Origin of the sequence: Alteromonas sp. KUL17, from assembly GCF_006538305.1 — a bacterium.
Lineage (GTDB): Bacteria > Pseudomonadota > Gammaproteobacteria > Enterobacterales > Alteromonadaceae > Alteromonas > Alteromonas macleodii.
On sequence record NZ_BJKJ01000013.1, the window covers coordinates 41,364 to 59,958 of the forward strand.

General features: G+C 44.3%; 14 protein-coding genes and 1 pseudogene. 7 read left to right on the forward strand and 8 right to left on the reverse strand.

Features of this window, described 5'->3' with window-relative positions:
• Positions 1-9: 9 nt before the first annotated feature.
• The 7 genes from KUL49_RS12565 to KUL49_RS12595 all read right to left on the reverse strand — a co-directional run bounded on the left by KUL49_RS12565 (position 10) and on the right by KUL49_RS12595 (position 6,278).
• The gene (locus tag KUL49_RS12565; protein ID WP_014947894.1) at positions 10-657 is read right to left on the reverse strand and encodes an agglutinin biogenesis protein MshJ; all 648 of its coding nucleotides are present in this window, start codon (positions 655-657) and stop codon (positions 10-12) included.
• On the reverse strand, positions 632-1,258 hold the full coding sequence (locus tag KUL49_RS12570) for a PilN domain-containing protein (RefSeq protein WP_131137491.1): 627 nt from the start codon (positions 1,256-1,258) through the stop codon (positions 632-634). The genes KUL49_RS12565 and KUL49_RS12570 overlap by 26 nt, the downstream gene beginning before the upstream one ends.
• Positions 1,255-2,169, reverse strand: a complete 915-nt coding sequence (locus KUL49_RS12575) for a hypothetical protein (RefSeq protein ID WP_039225880.1) — start codon at positions 2,167-2,169, stop codon at positions 1,255-1,257. Before KUL49_RS12575 ends, KUL49_RS12570 begins: the two co-directional genes overlap by 4 nt.
• A gap of 166 nt (positions 2,170-2,335) precedes the next feature.
• Positions 2,336-2,839, reverse strand: a complete 504-nt coding sequence (locus KUL49_RS12580; RefSeq protein WP_014947891.1) for a hypothetical protein — start codon at positions 2,837-2,839, stop codon at positions 2,336-2,338.
• 135 nt (positions 2,840-2,974) lie between these two features.
• A complete protein-coding gene (locus KUL49_RS12585) occupies positions 2,975-3,559 on the reverse strand; it encodes a histidine phosphatase family protein (RefSeq protein ID WP_131137492.1) in 585 nt (194 codons plus the stop codon).
• Between the two features lie 108 nt (positions 3,560-3,667).
• Positions 3,668-5,215, reverse strand: coding sequence for a glycerol-3-phosphate dehydrogenase (glpD, locus tag KUL49_RS12590; RefSeq protein ID WP_131137493.1), 1,548 nt, complete (start codon positions 5,213-5,215; stop codon positions 3,668-3,670).
• 304 nt (positions 5,216-5,519) lie between these two features.
• Positions 5,520-6,278, reverse strand: a complete 759-nt coding sequence (locus tag KUL49_RS12595) for a DeoR/GlpR family transcriptional regulator (protein WP_014947888.1) — start codon at positions 6,276-6,278, stop codon at positions 5,520-5,522.
• Positions 6,279-6,438: 160 nt separating this feature from the next.
• Here KUL49_RS12595 and glpK point away from each other — a divergent pair, with 160 nt between their 5' ends.
• From glpK to KUL49_RS21195, 7 genes and pseudogenes are all read left to right on the forward strand, one after another.
• Positions 6,439-7,923: a glycerol kinase GlpK gene (gene glpK, locus KUL49_RS12600; RefSeq protein WP_131137494.1), complete on the forward strand. Its 1,485-nt coding sequence runs from the start codon at positions 6,439-6,441 to the stop codon at positions 7,921-7,923.
• Positions 7,924-8,228: 305 nt separating this feature from the next.
• Positions 8,229-11,039, forward strand: coding sequence for a TonB-dependent receptor (locus KUL49_RS12605; RefSeq protein ID WP_242633825.1), 2,811 nt, complete (start codon positions 8,229-8,231; stop codon positions 11,037-11,039).
• 123 nt (positions 11,040-11,162) lie between these two features.
• Complete coding sequence (locus KUL49_RS12610; protein ID WP_131137495.1) at positions 11,163-12,695, forward strand: tryptophan halogenase family protein; 1,533 nt, start codon at positions 11,163-11,165, stop codon at positions 12,693-12,695.
• Between the two features lie 13 nt (positions 12,696-12,708).
• Positions 12,709-13,458 (forward strand): SapC family protein, encoded by a 750-nt coding sequence (locus tag KUL49_RS12615; RefSeq protein WP_131137496.1) that lies wholly within the window; start codon positions 12,709-12,711, stop codon positions 13,456-13,458.
• Between the two features lie 20 nt (positions 13,459-13,478).
• Positions 13,479-14,942: an SLC5 family protein gene (locus KUL49_RS12620; RefSeq protein ID WP_131137497.1), complete on the forward strand. Its 1,464-nt coding sequence runs from the start codon at positions 13,479-13,481 to the stop codon at positions 14,940-14,942.
• Positions 14,943-15,338: 396 nt separating this feature from the next.
• Positions 15,339-16,948, forward strand: a pseudogene (locus KUL49_RS12625) (alpha-galactosidase); the annotation flags it as partial.
• A 96-nt stretch (positions 16,949-17,044) separates the two neighbouring features.
• On the forward strand, positions 17,045-17,341 hold the full coding sequence (locus KUL49_RS21195) for a GH36 C-terminal domain-containing protein (protein ID WP_242633827.1): 297 nt from the start codon (positions 17,045-17,047) through the stop codon (positions 17,339-17,341).
• Positions 17,342-17,398: 57 nt separating this feature from the next.
• On the opposite strand, the gene KUL49_RS12630 is transcribed toward KUL49_RS21195, so the two are convergent.
• Complete coding sequence (locus KUL49_RS12630) at positions 17,399-18,487, reverse strand: lipopolysaccharide assembly protein LapB (RefSeq protein ID WP_131137498.1); 1,089 nt, start codon at positions 18,485-18,487, stop codon at positions 17,399-17,401.
• Between the last annotated feature and the right edge of the window lie 108 nt (positions 18,488-18,595).

Sequence of the window (18,595 nt, forward strand, 5' to 3'; positions counted from 1 at the left end):
ACTCTCTCCTTACAGCGAGATAAAGGTTTCATTATTGCTTACCGTTGCTAACCCCAGCGCTAACGTGGCACTTGGGTAAGCTTCAACGTTGTAAGCAAAATCTGTTACTACGACTTTTTCAGGGGCGGCTTGAAGGCGCGCTAGGTAGCTACGCAGGTCAAAGTAACTTCCCTCAATAATTAAGCGCATGTTATGACGGTAAAACGGTGTGCTTTGAGACTCACCGTCACCAAAGCGTACTGTTTCGGTAGGCTCGACCTTAAAATTCACTAAACGTACGTTGTCTTCTTCGTTTAGAAGCGTCATAAGCAGCTCAGGCATTCGATCGGCTGCGACAAACCCTTCATTAAGTGAAAGTAGTGCCTCATCAATTGATAGTAGGTCTTTTCTGGCCTTATCGAGTTCTAGCTGCGTGCGCTTTGTATAATCGATGGTTAGCGCTTCTTGAATAGCATCTCTTTGAATGACCAATGCTTTGTGCTCGCTCTCCTTTCTGATGACTGCTTTATCGGTTGCAGACAAGTCATCAAGTGCAGGCGAAACACCGAACCAGAAGAATAGATAGATAATGAGACCAAAACTCACCCATGTAATTAGCTGTTTTTCTCTGCTTTCAAGAGCGGAGAATTTCTCAGAGAGCTGCTGGTACTGATTCATCAGCGTCTCCTTCAAAATCTGTGGATATCAAGAATTGTTTCACGTTTTCTTTGCCGTCTACTTCATCAAACTGCACTGAAGAAAATGACTTACCTTGGAAAAACGGAGACTGCTGCAACTTTTTAAGCCACACTGGTATAGATGAAGGCGCCAAGGTTTGGCCTGACAAGCGAATGGTTTGTGTATCGATATCAATACTCGTCAGCCATAGGTTCTGATTGTGGAAATTAGCCAAGTCGTCCATCACCTCGCCGTACTTTGTTGCGTCAAATGACAACTCTCCGCTATCGAGATACGCCAACAGACGTTTTCGGTTGTCAATTTTGGCGTTCACCTTTTCAAGCTGTTGCTGAAGCGACTGGGTGTCTCGTTTCTTCTCGAGTGCAGCGCTTAAGGTTTTAATTTCGCCATTCAATTGGCTAATTGCGTTTGTTATTTCATTTAACTTTTTCTGCTTCGCCCCCAACGTAATATTGAGCGCGATTACCACTACCAACATGACAACAATTGCCGCGCCATTAAGCCAAAGTACCTTCGAGAATGGTAACCGCTCTTTCTTTGGTTTTAGGGAGTCCTGATAGAGGTTTATCGTTCTTTTCATGCCACCTCTCTCGCTGCAACAAGTGCACTTGCTAACGCAAAGTGGCAGGCAGGTTCAACTACATCGGCTAAATTAAGCTGTGGAGTAAAGACATTCATAGCAGCGGGCTGAAACGGCTTCAGCCGTTCGATCACTGGCACGCAGTCAAATTGAGTTTTAAACAGAATTTCTTTTAAAGGCGGCTGCTTAAGTTGCGACTCATAGAAATCCATTGAGCGCTGAATTTCTAATCCCAATGTATCACTTAGCTGTGACAGGTCTGTTTGCTCATTAACTTTGCTTACAAATCCACGTAAGCGACGTGCCAACCAGATAGCCTGAGAGCGCACTATCATTAAAAACGGTTCACTGTTGGGCTCTTGGATGATGAGTAGTCGCGCATAGTCATCATTTGGCACCATTTCAGTTGCTAACACTTCTTTGGTGTGAATATGAGTAAGCTGCTTGTCTTTCTTTTTTGCCATGCTCGCTGCGACGGCAGCAAGTGGGGACTTTTCGGCAGCGAATACATCTATCTTTTGGCCGCCAGTTCGACTTTTAACCGGGTAATCGACATAGTCTAAAACCATGTTACTGGAGTCATAGGGAACCAGCTCTCCAAGAGTCCACGGTAACGCCGTTGTAATGTCCTCTTCTGCCATTTCTGGCTTATCAACCTGTACCATGTGGTACATATCCTGTGAAAGCACTATAGAAACATTACATGTCGACTTAGCAAACGGGCTTAACGCCGCCGATAGCTGTTGCTTGAGAGGCTGATGCTGATCATAGGGAATTGAAGAAACAGAATTAAGTGAAACAGCGTCGCCACTGCGCTCTATAGCCACAATATGTAGCTCAGAAGCACAGACCGATACGCCTACAGTGACGCTAGTTTTGTTACTTTTCGAAGAAAATAAGCGTGAAAGCATATATCTACTTAATTCGTTAATGCCGAGTATTATCTTATAATCGACAATACCTTATGGCGCCAATGAGTAACATGGCATTAACTCAAAAGTAGACTAATTATCTAAATAGAACAAATACCTACATAAGTATAGGCTTATATTGTGCGTGTTCGTTTATGTGGCCAGTTTAATCGCTTAAATTTGTTACTGTTCCGTTTGCAGGAAAATAGTCGAAATACGCGCCGCTGCTCAAGCTGAAGCGACACCAATAGTTGTCTTCGTTCTCTTCAAGTTCAGCGTAATAGTCGGCATGGATCTTAAAGCCGTCCACGCGCAGTGGTGTCGCCACTAGCGACGTCCATATTTTTTCACACCCTTCACTAGAAAGCTCAGCGGTCGGCCATCCGTTGTGATTCATTCGCACCGGAGTACGGTTCGTTTCTTTGCCCGACTCATTGTAGTGAATCAGCATTATCATAGTAGTGGGTTGGCGTACTCGCCATTGCCAGTGAGACGAGACGACGTGACGCTTAAACGTATCTAGGTTTAGTGCAAATGCGATTGTTGTGGTGTCTTGCTCGTCGGTATGAAGAAAGTTGATAGTAACGCCAAGGGTAATTGCAAAAATAGCTGCAATAGCCGCCTTAAAAACATTAGACGTGGAAGGTTTCTTTTTGTTGGTTTTATTCATTGTCGATTCCCCATGCCTTTGTTCAAGTCGTTAGCGCTTGTTAGGCATTGTTCTATTTTATCGACATTTTGAAGAAAAAATGAAGTAGGTATAAATAAACCTTAAGAATTTCTGGTTAAAAACGAAGACTCAGCATTATGGCAACGGCCTGTGCAATATCGTAATTCCCCAAAAATCACCGTCTTTTTGCTTTAATTGCCAGCCATTTTTTATGAGTGATTTTCGGGTGTAATAGTTAGTCATACCATGCCCGAATAGCACTATCCGCTCGTGTTTCTCACACAGTTTTTCAATACGCTCGGAAACAAGATTAACCCTTTGCTTGGCAGCTTTGAAACTTTCAAATCGACCTTTAAATCCTATAAACCATAATGCACGGCTTAAGACGACCCAGTGCCAACTGCGCAAGGTGAACGGAAGTTTGTAGTAAGGAATATCCATTTCTTTAAGATAGGGCAACTCTTCATCAATTTGAGTCGCGCCGTAATAAGCCGCAGACAATTTAGCCCTTAGTAACGGGCTAACCACAATGTAGCTGTCGTCGATATGGGTCTTCAGCTTTGGGTGACTTGTTGGATCGAGTATCGATTTATCATAGTTACGCACCCACTGAGCATATTGAGCTGCGTTTACTTTGTCATTATGCGCCGAGAGAGGCTTACCGTGTCTAATAAGTACGACTTCCTTGACTGAAGTATTGTTTGTCACGTCCATGTTCATTTTGAGTCGTCTACTTTATCCTGTTGGGCTAGCTAATCAATGGCGATTGAGCCACCTTATCGCTTTTCAAGCAAAGATGGCTCCTTCTAATGCGTACCTTTTCACGGGTTAGGCGCTTGCCAATACAGCATCCACAGACTCATCCGATTGAACTGCGCCAGAAACTTTCGTTGAGATATAAGAGGACAGCACTTCCTGTTGGGCTTTGTCCAAGCGTAATCCATGTTTTGTTCTGCGCCAAATCACGTCTTCTAGACAACAAGCCCACTCGCACTCTATAAGGTAATCAACTTCTGCCTGATACATACCAGCCCCGAAATGAGTCCCCATAGCATCTACTGACACTTTACCTTTAAGAAACTTATAACATAGTAAGCCATACTGTCTTGCGTAGCGTTCAGCGATAGCGCTGTCCAGCCAAGAAAACTCGGAAGTTAGTTGAGCAACTAGCGATTCTTGACTCTCAAATGCACCACCTGGTAGCGGTACTTCTTTGGTCCACGCTTTTTTCGCTTTCGGGAAACATGAGACAAGTTTATCTACCGCGTGCTCTGAAAGCTTTCGATAGGTTGTAATCTTGCCGCCGAAGATATTCAGTAATACGGGCTTTCCAGCCTCACCCTTAAGCTCTACTTTATAGTCCCGAGTAAGTTCTTGTGCTGACGCGTTTTTCTCTTCTAAGAGTGGGCGCACGCCACTGTAAGTATGGACTATATCTTCGCGTGTTATCTTGGACTTGAAGTAGTTGTTTACGACATCAATTAAGTAATCAGTCTCTTCGTTTGAAATTGCAGCGTCAGACGGATTACCTTTAAAGTCTTCGTCTGTTGTGCCCACAAGTGAGAAATCACCTTCGTAAGGGATCACAAAAACAATACGCCCGTCTTTATTTTGCAGAATGTACGCTTCATCAGAGTTATATAGTTTAGGAACGACAAAGTGACTTCCCTTTACCATACGCATCGCATTGGGGTTGTGAATATTTACCAAGCGATCTAGAAACGATACTGCCCACGGCCCAGCCGCATTAACAATTGATTTGGCTTTAACTGTAAACGTTTTCCCTTGAGACGTTTTAAGCTCCACATTCCACAAATTATCTAACTTTTCAGCTTTAACGCATTCAGTACGCGTATATACCTTCGCCCCCTGATCTTGGGCAGCTAGCGCATTTAGTACCACTAAGCGTGCGTCATCTACCCAACCATCTGAGTATTCAAAACACGTTGAAATATCGCTAACCAGCGGGCTTTCACTGGTGGTCGTTAGCTTACGTGAGCGCGGTAACATATTGCGCTTAGCCAGCGAGTCATAGAGGAATAAACCAATTCGTATCATCCACGCAGGGCGTAAATGCTTTTGGTGAGGCAAACGAAATCGTAACGGCCACATGATGTGAGGCGCTTTCTTCAACAACACTTCACGTTCTGCCAGCGCTTCCTTCACTAAGCGAAATTCATAATGTTCTAAATACCTAAGCCCACCATGAATCAATTTGCTGCTAGAAGAAGACGTTGCGCCTGCGAGGTCGCCTTTCTCGCACAAAGCAACCGAAAGCCCGCGTCCCGCAGCGTCAAGCGCGACGCCTACGCCGTTAACACCGCCGCCAACGACTAAAACGTCGACTGTCTGTTCAGTTTGATTGCTTTGACTCATACATTGCCTCTAGTGGTATTTATATGGATATCCTCATATGGTTGTCTATTTGACAAGCAAAAAGAAAACATGTCAACACAAAACGAACATTTACGAACATTAAAGAAAGTTAAAATTCGCAGTTAAAAGGAATGAACAAATCCAATCGCAGCAATATTTCACTGATTTATATTGAAAAATACGTGGTGTGTAAGAGCGCTTGCGGCAACAGTGCGTAATGTTTAAAGAAGGCTGCCAAAAAGTAGAATGCGACCAAAACCGAGAACAGGTTTAAGAGTAGTGGAAAACTATGGTGAATAGATGGTCACGCTTTGACAAAGGTGATGTTATTTTCTTCGATTATCTTGCTTATGCTGGGCGGCGGCGTTTTATCACAAACCAAGCAATCAACCTGTGAAATGTGCCCCTGCTCCACCATTGCGCGGCGTTCAAACTTACTGTAGTCCGCAGCTAATATAACGTGTTGAGTATGTTCCAAAATGGCTTGGGACACTTTCACTTCTCTGAAATCAAAGTCAAGTAGTGCACCGTCCGAACTAATACCACTGATACCGATAATGCCGTAATCCATGCGGAACTGACTTATAAAATCGCAGGTCGCCTCGCCAATAATTCCGCCATCGCGATAGCGAACTTCACCGGCAGCAATAATGACGGAGAAATCCTCTTTAGCCGAAAGAATGGTAGCAACGTGAATATTGTTGGTTACCACGTGAAGATTTTTGTGGTTGAGCAACTTAGTTGCAATCATTTCCGTCGTCGTACCGATATTAATGAACAACGATGCGCCGTCAGGGATCATTGCAGCCACTGCTTCAGCAATTTTCTCTTTGACTTCGCTGTTTTGGGTTTTCCTTTCCTGATATGGCGTGTTTTCCCAACTTCTGTTAAGGCCAGCACCACCATGATAGCGGCTAACCACACCATTTTCAGCTAGCTGGTTAAGGTCTCGACGGATTGTTTGCGGCGTAACTTCGCAAGCACTGACCAAATCATCAATAGACATAAAACCATGTAGCTTTATAAGCCCAACAATTTTTTCGTGTCTTTGCGTTTGATTCATCGCGAGTCCTCAGAATTAGAAAATTACATCAATTATACGTGCTTAACTTCAATGTTCCCATAACAAAACGAAAAGCAAATGTTCGTTTTCGAAAATATGGCATTGTTAAACACCTGTAAATGATGCAAACTCTATGAAAATTATCTTCAGGAGTGACCTTATGGGACAACACATTCTTGCCATTGATCAAGGCACAACAAGCTCTCGCAGCATTATTTTCTCTGCAAAAGGCAGTATAGAGGCCATCGCTCAACAGGAGTTTTCTCAAAAGTACCCTAAAGATGGCTGGGTTGAACACGACCCGGAAGAAATTTGGGAAAGCGTTGTCGCTACCCTGAAAGAAGTTTTTGACAAGTGTAACGTAACCCCGTCTGACATTGCTGCTATTGGGATCACAAATCAGCGCGAAACCACGCTAGTTTGGGATAAACAGTCAGGAAAGCCTGTCTACCCTGCAATCGTTTGGCAAGACAGACGTACAGCGCAATATTGCAGAGATTTTAGCGAAGACGAAGAATTCGTTTCGTACATAACAGAGTCGACAGGGCTTTTACTTGACCCTTACTTCTCGGCAACGAAAGTCGCATGGATACTAGATAACGTGGAAGGTGCCCGAGAAAAGGCAGAAAACGGCGAGCTTCTGTTTGGTACTGTCGATACGTATTTGATTTGGCGCTTAACGGGCGGTGAATCACATAAAACTGATGCCACAAATGCGTCTAGAACCATGTTGTTTAATATCCATAATCAGTGTTGGGATGAAAAGCTCCTTAATAAATTTAACATCCCAGCTTCAATGCTGCCGGAAGTTATGGACTGTGCCGCGGATTTCGGGATAATTAAGGAAGACATCATCGGAAAAGCTATCCCTATTCAGGGTGTTGCAGGCGATCAGCAAGCAGCACTTGTGGGTCAGGCGTGTTTTGAAAAAGGCATGGCGAAAAGTACGTACGGAACCGGATGCTTTATGATCCTTAACACCGGCGACGCCCCTCTTCAGTCAAAGAACCGCTTGCTTACAACCGTGGGTTATCGCCTTGATGGTAAAACAACCTACGCCCTTGAAGGCAGCATCTTTATGGCTGGCGCCACCGTGCAGTGGCTTCGCGATGGATTAAAGCTTATTGATGATGCTGCAGAATCTGAAGCTTTAGCACAGCGCGCTAGAGAAGATAACGGTGTATTTTTAGTTCCCGCATTTACCGGCTTAGGCGCGCCTTATTGGGACCCAGATGCTCGAGGCGCCATTTTAGGCCTTACCCGTGATACAGGAATAAGCGAAATCGTTGCCGCAGGCCTGCAATCGGTTTGCTATCAAACCAAAGACCTTCAAAAAGCGATGGAAAGCGACGGAGCTCGCCCTACGAATATACGTGTAGACGGCGGTATGTCGCGTAACGACTGGGTTATGGGCTTTTTGTCAGATATATTGGGTGCTGAAGTAGAGCGACCTGAAATTACCGAAACAACTGCGTTAGGCGCAGCCTTCCTTGCCGGATTACAAGCAGGCGTGTTTAGCAGTATTGATGATTTAACTCAGTGCTGGAGAAGTGATAGCGTTTTCACCCCAAGACTATCAAAGCAAGAGCGTGATCAGGCCTATGATGGTTGGAAAGCCGCTGTGGACCGTATCCGCTGTAGCTAATTTTCTCTTATTTTTCTTATTGTTAATAAAGTGCGGTTATATTCAGCACTTTTTTTATACAAAAAAAATTTTATAACATTGTAATTACATTATCATTTTGTGCTAGTATTACATTTAAGGTAAACGTTTCACCTTTTACCTTAAAATAGAAATGCTATATTTTTCATAAAGTTACAAATAATAATCGAGAAAATATAACGTTAAATGTGTAAAAGTAATGTTAATAAGCTTGATCCGCACATACTAAACAACGTAATTTAAGTGCAAAGTACGTTAAAACGTAGCCTACTCACGGAGAAAACACAGTGACACATAAAATTAACACATCACAGTTAGGCCCAATTGCGAAACGCTCACTTTTAGGTGTTGCAATCGCCTCTGCCCTACACGCACCAGTAGCATTTTCTCAAGATGCTGACACTCAAAGTGTAAACGATGCACCTGTTGAAGTTATTGAAGTTCGCGGCATTGTAAGCAGCTTGAAAAGAGCAATGTCTGATAAGAAAGAAAACCTCGCTGTTTCAGACGGTATCGCAGCGGAAGATTTAGGTAAATTCCCAGATCTAAACGTTGCTGAATCACTTCAGCGTATCACTGGTGTCTCTATTGACCGTAACGGTGGTGAAGGTCAAAAAGTTACGGTACGTGGTTTCGGCCCACAGTTTAACACTGTACTTGTAAACGGTCGTCAGCTCGCTACTGACGACGCTGGCCGTGCATTTAATTTCGATGTACTCGCTGCCGACCAAATCACTGGCGCAAGTATCTACAAAAGTGGCGTTGCCAACCTTCAATCGGGTGGCATCGGCTCTACCATCAACGTATCAACTGCTCGTCCGTTCGACTATGACGGTTTCCAGGCGGTAGGAAGCGTGAAGGGTGTTTATGAAACTCTTTCTGAAGAAACGTCTCCACAAGCTTCTTTCTTAGTTAGCAACACATTCGCTGACGATAAATTTGGTTTGCTACTTGCGGTATCTCATCAAGAGCGTCAAGTTCAAATTAACCGTATTCAAACGGCGGGGTGGCGTCCAGGTCTAACACTTTCGAATAGAAATGACGGAGTTTTAGAATCTAATGTTTATCTACCTCGTAACTGGGACCAAGTTGTTGACCAACAAGACAGAACCCGTACTAACGCATCACTTGTTGCGCAGTTCGCACCATCTGATGATGTAACCATTACTTTAGACGGTTTCGTATCGAAATTTGAAGTGGATTCACAAGTAACCGACCTAGCATCATGGTTTGAGCCAGACCGCGTAGGTTCTGCCACTATTTCTGAGTTTGGTACAGCTGTTCAATTTACGCAGGAAATCGACTTACACCAAGGTAGCGGTAACCCAGCATCTGACTTCGTTTCATCAACCCGTGGTGTACGTGATGTAACTAACAAAGGGTTCGGCTTAAATGTTGATTGGCAAGTAACTGACGCCCTTTCAGCAACCTTCGATGTTTCAACATCTGAAGCTGAAAACGACGTTGCTGGCGAAGGTCGCTTTAACGTTGTAGGTATTATCAACAACTACGAGTTTGACAGCACAGGTGGTACACCTACTGTAATTCACGATGGTTTCGGCAATGGTCAATTACCTGATATTTCGCTTAACCGCCTTCACTATAACGATTTGGGCAACACCCAAGCTTCTGAAGACGAAGTAACAGAATACAAAGCGGATTTCACATATCTTGCAGACTCTGACGTATTCCGCAAAGTAGATTTCGGTATTTTACGTTCAGAGCGTGAGAAGTTCGTTTTCCAAGAGTTTGCTTCACAATGTGCATTCTGTGGTTATGGTACAGCAGCGCCAATCGATGAACTTAACATTCGTCCATTTACCGCAAACAATTTCTTTAGCGGCCTAATTGATACTTGGTATACGTACGATGGTGATGCATACCTAGACTATCTTGCGTCTCAAGGTGCGCCAGTTGTACCTGAACTTCAGCCAAACCGCTACAACATCGACGAAGAAGTGACAGCGCTATATGCACAGTTTGAGTTTGGTTATGACATTGGCGATATGCCTTTAACTATGAACTTTGGCGCCCGTTATGAAGAAACAAATGTTTCTGTAGACGCCGTGCAAGCTTTCCCTAGAGACATTTTCCCTACAGACGATCTGACGTTATTCGATGACGCATTTGAGGACGAAATTAATATTCAAGGTACTTCTTCGTATTCAAATCTACTACCTAGTTTGAACGTTAAGCTAGAAGTGCAAGAAGACATGATTGTGCGTTTTTCTCGCTATGACTCTTTGACTCGCCCTACAATGTCTCAAATGTCCCCGGCAACAACGTTCAATGAGCCTCGCCGTCAAAACCTTCAAGCGAGTGGTGGTAACCCTGACCTTAAGCCATTTAGCGCTGAAAACTGGGATCTATCGTTTGAGTGGTACTACAGCGATGACTCTGTGTTCTCGTTTGCAGTATTTAGCAAAGAAGTCGAAGACTTCATCATCACTCTTTCTGGGGACGAAACGTATGGGTTGTCCGATCGTCAAGGTCCTGACTTCCGCTGTGCGGCAGCAAAATGTGCTCCGGGCCAAGTTTTAGATCCTACTAATCCAGAGCTAGACGTGGTTGCAGAAACTGAAGAGCTTAACGGTGCAAGCGAAGTTTATACTGTGACTCGTCCTCAAAACGGCGAAACAGCAACAGTTAATGGCTACGAAGTAGCGATTACCCACGTATGGGATAACGGCTTTGGTATCACCGCTAACGCAACGGTAGTAAACAGCGATGCAGAAGTATCTGGTGATACTAGCCAAACGTTTGCGCTAGCTGGTCTTGGTGATTCACAAAACCTTATCGTGTTCTACGAGCGCGATGCGTTCCAGGCACGTGTAGCGTTTAACAACCGTGAGTCGTTCCTATTTGCACTAGATAACACTGAAGTTGGTGGCGCGACAGGCGAGCCAATTACTACTGAAACCTATGGCCAGTGGGATGTAAGTGCAAGTTACGACATCAACGAGCACCTTACGGTGTTTGTTGAAGGTATTAACGTGACTGAAGAAGAGCTTACGCAAGTAGGTCGCTTCCCAGACCAAATTTACTCAATTGAAGACAACGGTGCCCGCTACTCTGTAGGTATCCGAGGCTCTTTCTAAGATTTGTGTGTGTTTTGGCAGGGGTAAAACCCTGCCATTTATCCATAAACCTATTGGTATAACGAGTACGTTTATGGATAAATGTAGAAAACAGTCATAATTTCATTTTAGCAGTGTTGTTTCATGAACCATTCATCTCATACATCTCAAAAACAGCGTATCGTCATTATTGGTGGCGGCACCGCTGGCTGGCTTACAGCCGCTATCGTCGCGGCTAAACACAAGGTAGCAGTGGGTGAATGCGGCTTAGACATCACTTTGGTCGAGTCCAGTGACATTCCTACTGTCGGCGTAGGTGAAGGTACGTGGCCAACAATGCGCAACACGCTAAAAGACATTGGCCTGTCTGAAAAAGAAGTATTCAGACGCTGCAGTGCTGCATTCAAGCAGGGCGGTAAATTTGTTAATTGGGTAAATGGCGACGGTGACTTTTATTACCACCCGTTTACCGTTCCGCTAGGCTATGGACGTGTTGAGATGGCCCCCTATGTAGGTGATATTGCAAACTTTGCCAACGCCACTAACTTTCAGCAGCACGTGTGTGAGCGCAATATGGCACCTCGCACGCTTAGCGAACAAGAATACAGCAGCGCACAGTCGAACTATGCGTACCATTTAGATGCTGGCGCATTTGCTGACATGTTACGAGACTTCAGCAAAACGGAGCTAGGCGTTAAACACATTGTCGCCACTGTAGAAAGCGTAGCCGCAACCTCAAACGAACATATCGAAAGCGTTACCCTTAACAACGGCATGGTTTTACATGCCGATTTATTTGTCGACTGTTCTGGTTTTCGCTCACTATTACTTGGCGAAACCCTCGGTGAAAGCGTTATTTCCACAGACGACGTGCTATTCAATAACTCTGCCCTTGCCCTTCATGTACCCCACGAAGAAGACTTCGAAATAAAGCCCTATACCCAAGCAACAGCACAAGAAGCAGGCTGGATTTGGGATATTGGTTTATCTTCTCGAAGAGGCGTAGGTCATGTTTATTCCACCGATTTTACTACCGACGAACGAGCGGAAGAAGTATTGCGTCAGTACGTTGGTGACAAACACGGTGATTTGAAAGCGCGCACAATTCGCTTTAACTCTGGTTACAAGAAGCGTATTTGGAAAGGCAACTGCATTGGCGTGGGTCTTTCCGCTGGGTTTGTAGAGCCATTAGAAGCAACAGCCCTAATGCTTATTGAGATTTCAGCACGTTATATTGCAGAGCAAATGCCGCTGCCAGAGTCAGCGATGCCTATCGTTAGCCAGCGCTTTAACAAGCAAATGAACTATCGCTGGCAGCGCATTATCGACTTCTTGAAACTCCATTATATTTTCAATCAACGCAGTGAACCTTACTGGGTTGCCAATCGCGATGCGGCTTCTATCCCCGACTCTTTAAAAGAAGATTTGGAAATTTGGAAGTATCGCGGCCCTCAAATTGCTGATTTTTCAGCGGCAATAGAGCTTTTTCCTGCCGCCAGCTATCAGTACGTACTATATGGAATGGGATTTTCTCCAGACTTTTCTTTGCAGTCTCATTTCTACAACGAACGTGACCTAGCTGATAAAGTAATTCAACAAAATCAGCTAATCACGCAGCAAAAACTAAGCAGCTTACCTAATCACCGCGACTACATTGAGCAGTGGTTGGCAAGCTAACGAGAACTATAATATGCCAACATTCGAAACCTTATCGGCTGATACCCACAGTGCTCTTACTATTGATGAGAGCAAGCTTGCTAGTACTTATTCGAAATTTCATCTTCTCAACATTGAGATAAAGGAAGCCGTTCAAGCATCCAGCGACTTCCCTCTGTTTTTCAGTAAATCTACTGAAGCACAGTATTGGACAATTTCGGCCCTGTGCGGCCTAGCTCCCCAAGAAAATGTGTTTGAAACACAAGGTACATGGCTTGGTCACTATGCACCGCTTAGTCTTCGCACCTTACCTTTTATCGTACGATTGGGAAATGATGTTCAGCAGCGAGAAGTTTTAGTTGATGTCGACTCACCAGCTGTTTCTTCTCAAAACGGTGAAGCACTCTTTCTACCTTCCAAGCGCCCTACTGCGTACTTAGATAACAAAAAGAAATTGCTAGATGAGCGCGTTACCGCCATGCAGCAAACCGCTGTAATGATGAATCAAATAAGCGAGATGGGGCTTATACATACTGTTGACTTGATTATAGAGTACAAAGACAACACAAATCAGCGCGTGGGCGGATTAGCTACGGTGAATGAACAACGCTTGCAAAACCTTACGGGTGAAGAACTGGCCAGTTTGAATCAAAAGGGCCTGCTAAACGTGCTTTTCAATATTCTTGGTTCTATTTTGCAAGTGAACCGCGTTATTCGTCTTCATAACACTAAATTCCCTGATCGCGCTGTAAACAACATTAAGTTCGAAACCAGCAAGTCATAACTGTTCTCTAGGAGTAAAACATGTTTTCCAGCACTATCCAGGTGTCTGTTTTTGTCTTTGTGACTGCTTTAATTGGTTTTCTTACCTATTTAAGTTGCCGCGGCCAAAATAGAAATGCACAAAACCAAAACCAAAACCGCGAATACTTTCTTGCAGGCGGAGGTCTAGCTTGGTATTTCGTTGCAGGTAGTATCACGCTCACCAACCTAAGTACCGACCAGCTAGTAGGTATGAACGGTAACCAAATGGCCTTGTTAGCCCTATGGGAACTAGCAGCCGTTGTAGGCCTTTTCGTACTGGCAAAAGTATTTCTGCCTGTGTATTACAAGTTCAAGTGTACAACCACAACAGAACTTCTAGAGCAGCGCTATCACGACAAGCACATACGTGCAGTTATTAGTGCGCTCTTCTTCGCAGGCAGTGCTTTAATATTTTGCCCAGCAGTAATCTATTCGGGTTCATTGTTCATGCAGTCTATGTTTAACGTTGAACTGCCGCTTATGTACATTGCAGTTATCTTCGTTATCGTTGGTGCCCTTTACGCTATCTTCGGTGGTCTTCGTGCAGTAGCGGTGTCTGATACCTATTCGGGCGTGCTTCTTTTAACCATGGCTGTTTTGGTGGTAATTCTAGCGCTTCAAGCCATCGACTATAACTTTGACGGCATCCCGCAAGAGCGACTTACGCTAATTGGCGATGATGAGTCTCCAATCCCTTGGCATACCTTACTTACTGGGATGATCTTTATCCAAATGTTTTACTGGGGTACTAACCAAGTTATTACTCAGCGCGCAATGGCTGCACCTTCTTTGAAAGAAGCGCAAAAAGGCGTATTCGCTGCGGCCGGCATCCGTTTGCTGATTGTACCTGCCATTATTGTTATTCCAGGTATCGTCTCATACAAGCTATTTGGTGATATTGGTGATAGTGCTTACGGAAAAATCGTGGCAACGGTATTGCCCGATTGGCTTTCTGGCGTATTCGCAGCGGCCATGGCAGCCGCGGTGTTAACCACGTTTAACAGTAACCTGAACTCTGCTACTGCACTTTACGTGTGCGACATTCATGAAAGCTATATCAACAAAACACCTGACGTACCTAAGCTAAGCGGCTACGTTACTATTTTATTGTGCTTAGTATCGCTTGCGCTAATCCCCGTATACCAACAAGCTGATAGTATTATTAACTTGGTCCAGAAGCTGTACGGTTTATTAAGCATGCCGATTCTTTCGGTATTCATTGTTGGCTTACTGTTTAGGAACGTGCATGCATTCGCAGCCATTGGTGCAGTGTTGTTCGGCGTTTCTATTTACGCATTGATGAGCTTTGAAGCTTCACCTCTGTATGCACCATTTGGACTTCATTACATACACCTGATGTTCGCAACTCTGATTAGCTGTGTCGCCTTTGCTCTTATTGTGAATCGCGTGGTGTTTAACCAAAAGGCAGAGTTTTCGTTAGAGCTTTATAAAAAAGAAGCCTAACAAATTAGTAACATGTCGAAAAAGGATGTCTTTTGACATCCTTTTTTGTTTTTAACAATTATTATCGTCTATATTTTACAACCATTGGTCAGACTTCATTTCCTTCGCAATGCAGACTACCATTGAAAGTAAAACGTTTACCCTAAAATTGTAGAATAGGTATAGCGAACGTGATTTAATACGCGAAATTATGGCGTAAGAAAACACTACTTACGTTGTAAAAAATTTGTATCACCACCTAATTTACGTTTTATTAACGCTGAGGTTTTTATGTCGTCACTTTCTCAATTCGTACGCCTGTCGAACGAAAAAGTCACCTTAATATTCGACTGTCAGGGTCGTATGCCAAAAGTCATTTACTATGGTGCGCCATTAAGTGACAGCACAAAGCCTGAAATGCTTAGCGTTTTAAACACACGCCAAGAAGCTAAGTGTGCACCAGTAATAGAGCCCCCCATTACTTTAGTGCCAACTCATGGTGAGGGTTGGACAGGACAGCCAGGCCTTGAAGTTTTCGGTGATGCGGACCAGTGGTCAGCAGGTTTTAATTTAGTAGAGATAAATCAAGACGCTCAATCGGTTGCCTTCGTTGCTGAAGATGCGCATCGCGGCATGCGTCTTATCACAACTGTAGAGCTTGATAGCGCGACCAGCGTTGTAAAATATGTTTCTCGTGTAGAAAACACCGGCAGCAGTGTGCTGAACCTCAATTACCTGAATGCCGCTAGCCTTCCACTTCCCACAACGGTTAGTAAAATTAAGACATTCGAAGGTCGTTGGTCTGCTGAATTCCAAACTAAAGATCACGACCTCTTCTTTGGCAGTTATGTACGTGAAAACCGTCGTGGCAAAACTTCTCACGATACTTTTCCCGGTTTAATTGCATTTCCAGATGGAACAGGCGAACTTAATGGTGAGTGCTTTGGTTACCACCTTGGCGCTTCAGCAAATCATAAGCTTCGAGCCGAACTCATGGCTGATGGCAGAAGTTATGTTCAATTCGGTGAATTACTCTTTCCTGGTGAAGTGGTACTTAACGCTGGCGAAAGCTATACATCACCAGTGCTTTACACAGGCTACGGCTGCGAAGGTTTCTCTTCGCTATCACAACAGTTCCATAACTTCATTCGCAGCAATGTGCTAAACCATAGCGCCGAGTCTAAACCTCGTCCAGTTCACTACAACACGTGGGAAGGGATTTATTTCGATCATAACGAGGACGAGCTTAAAGCCTTGGCTGACAAGGTAGCGCCGCTAGGTATTGAGCGCTTCGTATTAGACGATGGTTGGTTCAAAGGCCGCAGAAACGCAAAGCTGGGCTTGGTGACTGGTTTGTAGATGAAGCCATCTACCCTGAAGGATTAGATGGATTGATTGACCATGTTACTGGTCTTGGCATGGAATTCGGCATTTGGTTTGAGCCAGAAATGGTTAACCCAGATAGCGACTTATATCGCGCGCATCCTGAATGGGCACTTCAAACTGAAAACAACCCTCATGTGCCATTTAGAAACCAATACGTACTAGATTTAACCAACCCAGAAGTCGTTGAGTACCTGTATAAAGTGATTACTGATGTACTTAAAGCCTATCCAAAAATAAGCTACATCAAATGGGACATGAACCGCGACGTAAACCACCCCGGCAACCTTAACGGTAAACCTGCGATGCATGGTCAAATGGCTGCGCTTTACAGCTTAATAGACCGCGTCAAGGCAGCGAAGCCAGGCATTGAGATAGAAAGCTGTTGTTCAGGCGGCGGCCGTGTAGATTTAGGTATTTTGCCACACACAGATCGTTTCTGGACGTCGGATTCTAACGATGCACTAGACCGCTTATATATTCAGCGCGGCTGCTCTTACTTCTTCCCATCTGAAGTAATGGGCGCCCACGTAGGTCCGCGTGACTGCCATATTACAGGTCGTAACCTACCTATTGAGATTCGTTCTGCCGTAGCCTTATTTGGCCATATGGGTATAGAAATGGACCCGCGTGAACTAACAGACCACGAGCAAAGCGTGCTAACCGACGCCATTTCGCTTTATAAGAAATATCGTCATATTACCCACGGCGGCGACCTATTCCGCATGGACGATGACGGTATGAACGTGAAATTTGGTTATGTGTCGAAGAACAAGCAGGAAGGCATTTTTGCGTATAACAGCGTTATAGAAACCGTACGCACCACGCCAAACCGTTTCTACTTTGCGGGGCTTGATGCTAACAAGCAATACACCATTGAGCGCGTTTGGCCCGAAAAGCTAAAAGAATACACTCCCTCAATTTTGCAGCAAACTGAAGGGAAAGTATTTTCTGGCGAAGTCTTAATGAAATACGGTATGCAACTGCCGGTACTCTTCCCTCAAACCGCGCTGATTTACACGGTCAAAGCGGTGTAATGTAGCAAGCCAAACATTTTTGTTGTCCCGACAAAAAGCGGGTTTAGGATGTGTGCCCTAAGCTCGCTTTTTTATTTGCTTTTTAAGTCCTTTCAATATTTTGGCAAACCGCTTGTCTTCTTCACCGTTGATTTGTGACAAGGTCGCTTTCGCTTGCTGAACATCATTGGCATTTAACCGAAGCTCGGCCAAACGCAAGTTAGCCCAATTCATACTTGGCAAGTGGGCAGTTTCAATACTTGTGGTATTGTACTCTTCAATATATTGCTCAAGTGCAGCTATGCCGCTATCTGTATATTCACCGCTTTGCACTGCAAGGAGCCCTATGCGGTATTTGCCATAAAGCAAATTGCTTTTGTTTTCAGCGTAAGCTTCCCATTGCTCAGACTCTTTATCTGTCACAGTCTCTACAGATTCATTCAACAAAACTGATAAGGTTTCGAAGGCATTTTGAAAACGCTCATCAGTCAAATAGTGCGTACCTAGTTCAAGGTTGGCGCGGATCTTTGCTTCATTTTGCTGAGCAAGGGTGGCATATATTTCGACGGCCTTGTCTACCTGATCATCTTGAAGGTAAAACTTCGCTTTTGCGAATTGCCCTTCAAGGGCATCGAGGGTGGCTATTTTATCAGCAAGCTTTTCAGCTTCATCCATGTCTCCCCCAGCAATAGAGGGGGCCATTAGGTGAAACTGCATGAGAGCTTGATATACACCGACTTCATCAGGTGCTAATGTAACAGCAGTTTCCAAGCTCTGCTTGGCCTTTTTAGCATAGCCAAGTGCAGAGAAAATACTGTTGGATGCTTGCGCTCCCATCACATTCGCGTGAGTGTGATAAGCACGGTAATCGTTGCTGTAATTTTTCACAAATTCATCAGCCACTTCTTCGGCGTCATCTAGGTCTATATTCATTAGCGCAGAAATAAGGATATTGTATTGCTTGGGCGTTTTCACCTTCACATCTTCAAGCGCTTCTATGACGTACTCATAATCACCTTGCTTAAAACGTGCATTAAGCATTTCAATACTCGTGCTATCTATATTTTTTATACTGTCATTATTTAGCGCGAACGCGCCCGCGCTGGTAAGTGCAATCGATACGGCTGCCGCACATAGCAAACGTGAAGATACTTTTTTAACGTTCATTCCAAGTCCCTTTGTAATAGGTGTAATGTTGGTAGTAGATGCAATGTCAAGTGGCATTGAATGCGTTTGTATTAAGATAGATAACGCTAAATTAACCTAGCCTGAACA

Excerpts from the sequence above, each read along its gene's own strand:
- KUL49_RS12565 (WP_014947894.1), bottom strand. The coding sequence starts at position 657 with ATGAATCAGTACCAGCAGCTCTCTGAGAAATTCTCCGCTCTTGAAAGC.
- KUL49_RS12570 (WP_131137491.1), bottom strand. The coding sequence starts at position 1,258 with ATGAAAAGAACGATAAACCTCTATCAGGACTCCCTAAAACCAAAGAAA.
- KUL49_RS12575 (WP_039225880.1), bottom strand. The coding sequence starts at position 2,169 with ATGCTTTCACGCTTATTTTCTTCGAAAAGTAACAAAACTAGCGTCACT.
- KUL49_RS12580 (WP_014947891.1), bottom strand. The coding sequence starts at position 2,839 with ATGAATAAAACCAACAAAAAGAAACCTTCCACGTCTAATGTTTTTAAG.
- KUL49_RS12585 (WP_131137492.1), bottom strand. The coding sequence starts at position 3,559 with ATGAACATGGACGTGACAAACAATACTTCAGTCAAGGAAGTCGTACTT.
- glpD (WP_131137493.1), bottom strand. The coding sequence starts at position 5,215 with ATGAGTCAAAGCAATCAAACTGAACAGACAGTCGACGTTTTAGTCGTT.
- KUL49_RS12595 (WP_014947888.1), bottom strand. The coding sequence starts at position 6,278 with ATGAATCAAACGCAAAGACACGAAAAAATTGTTGGGCTTATAAAGCTA.
- glpK (WP_131137494.1), top strand. The coding sequence starts at position 6,439 with ATGGGACAACACATTCTTGCCATTGATCAAGGCACAACAAGCTCTCGC.
- KUL49_RS12610 (WP_131137495.1), top strand. The coding sequence starts at position 11,163 with ATGAACCATTCATCTCATACATCTCAAAAACAGCGTATCGTCATTATT.
- KUL49_RS12615 (WP_131137496.1), top strand. The coding sequence starts at position 12,709 with ATGCCAACATTCGAAACCTTATCGGCTGATACCCACAGTGCTCTTACT.
- KUL49_RS12620 (WP_131137497.1), top strand. The coding sequence starts at position 13,479 with ATGTTTTCCAGCACTATCCAGGTGTCTGTTTTTGTCTTTGTGACTGCT.
- KUL49_RS21195 (WP_242633827.1), top strand. The coding sequence starts at position 17,045 with ATGAACGTGAAATTTGGTTATGTGTCGAAGAACAAGCAGGAAGGCATT.
- KUL49_RS12630 (WP_131137498.1), bottom strand. The coding sequence starts at position 18,487 with ATGAACGTTAAAAAAGTATCTTCACGTTTGCTATGTGCGGCAGCCGTA.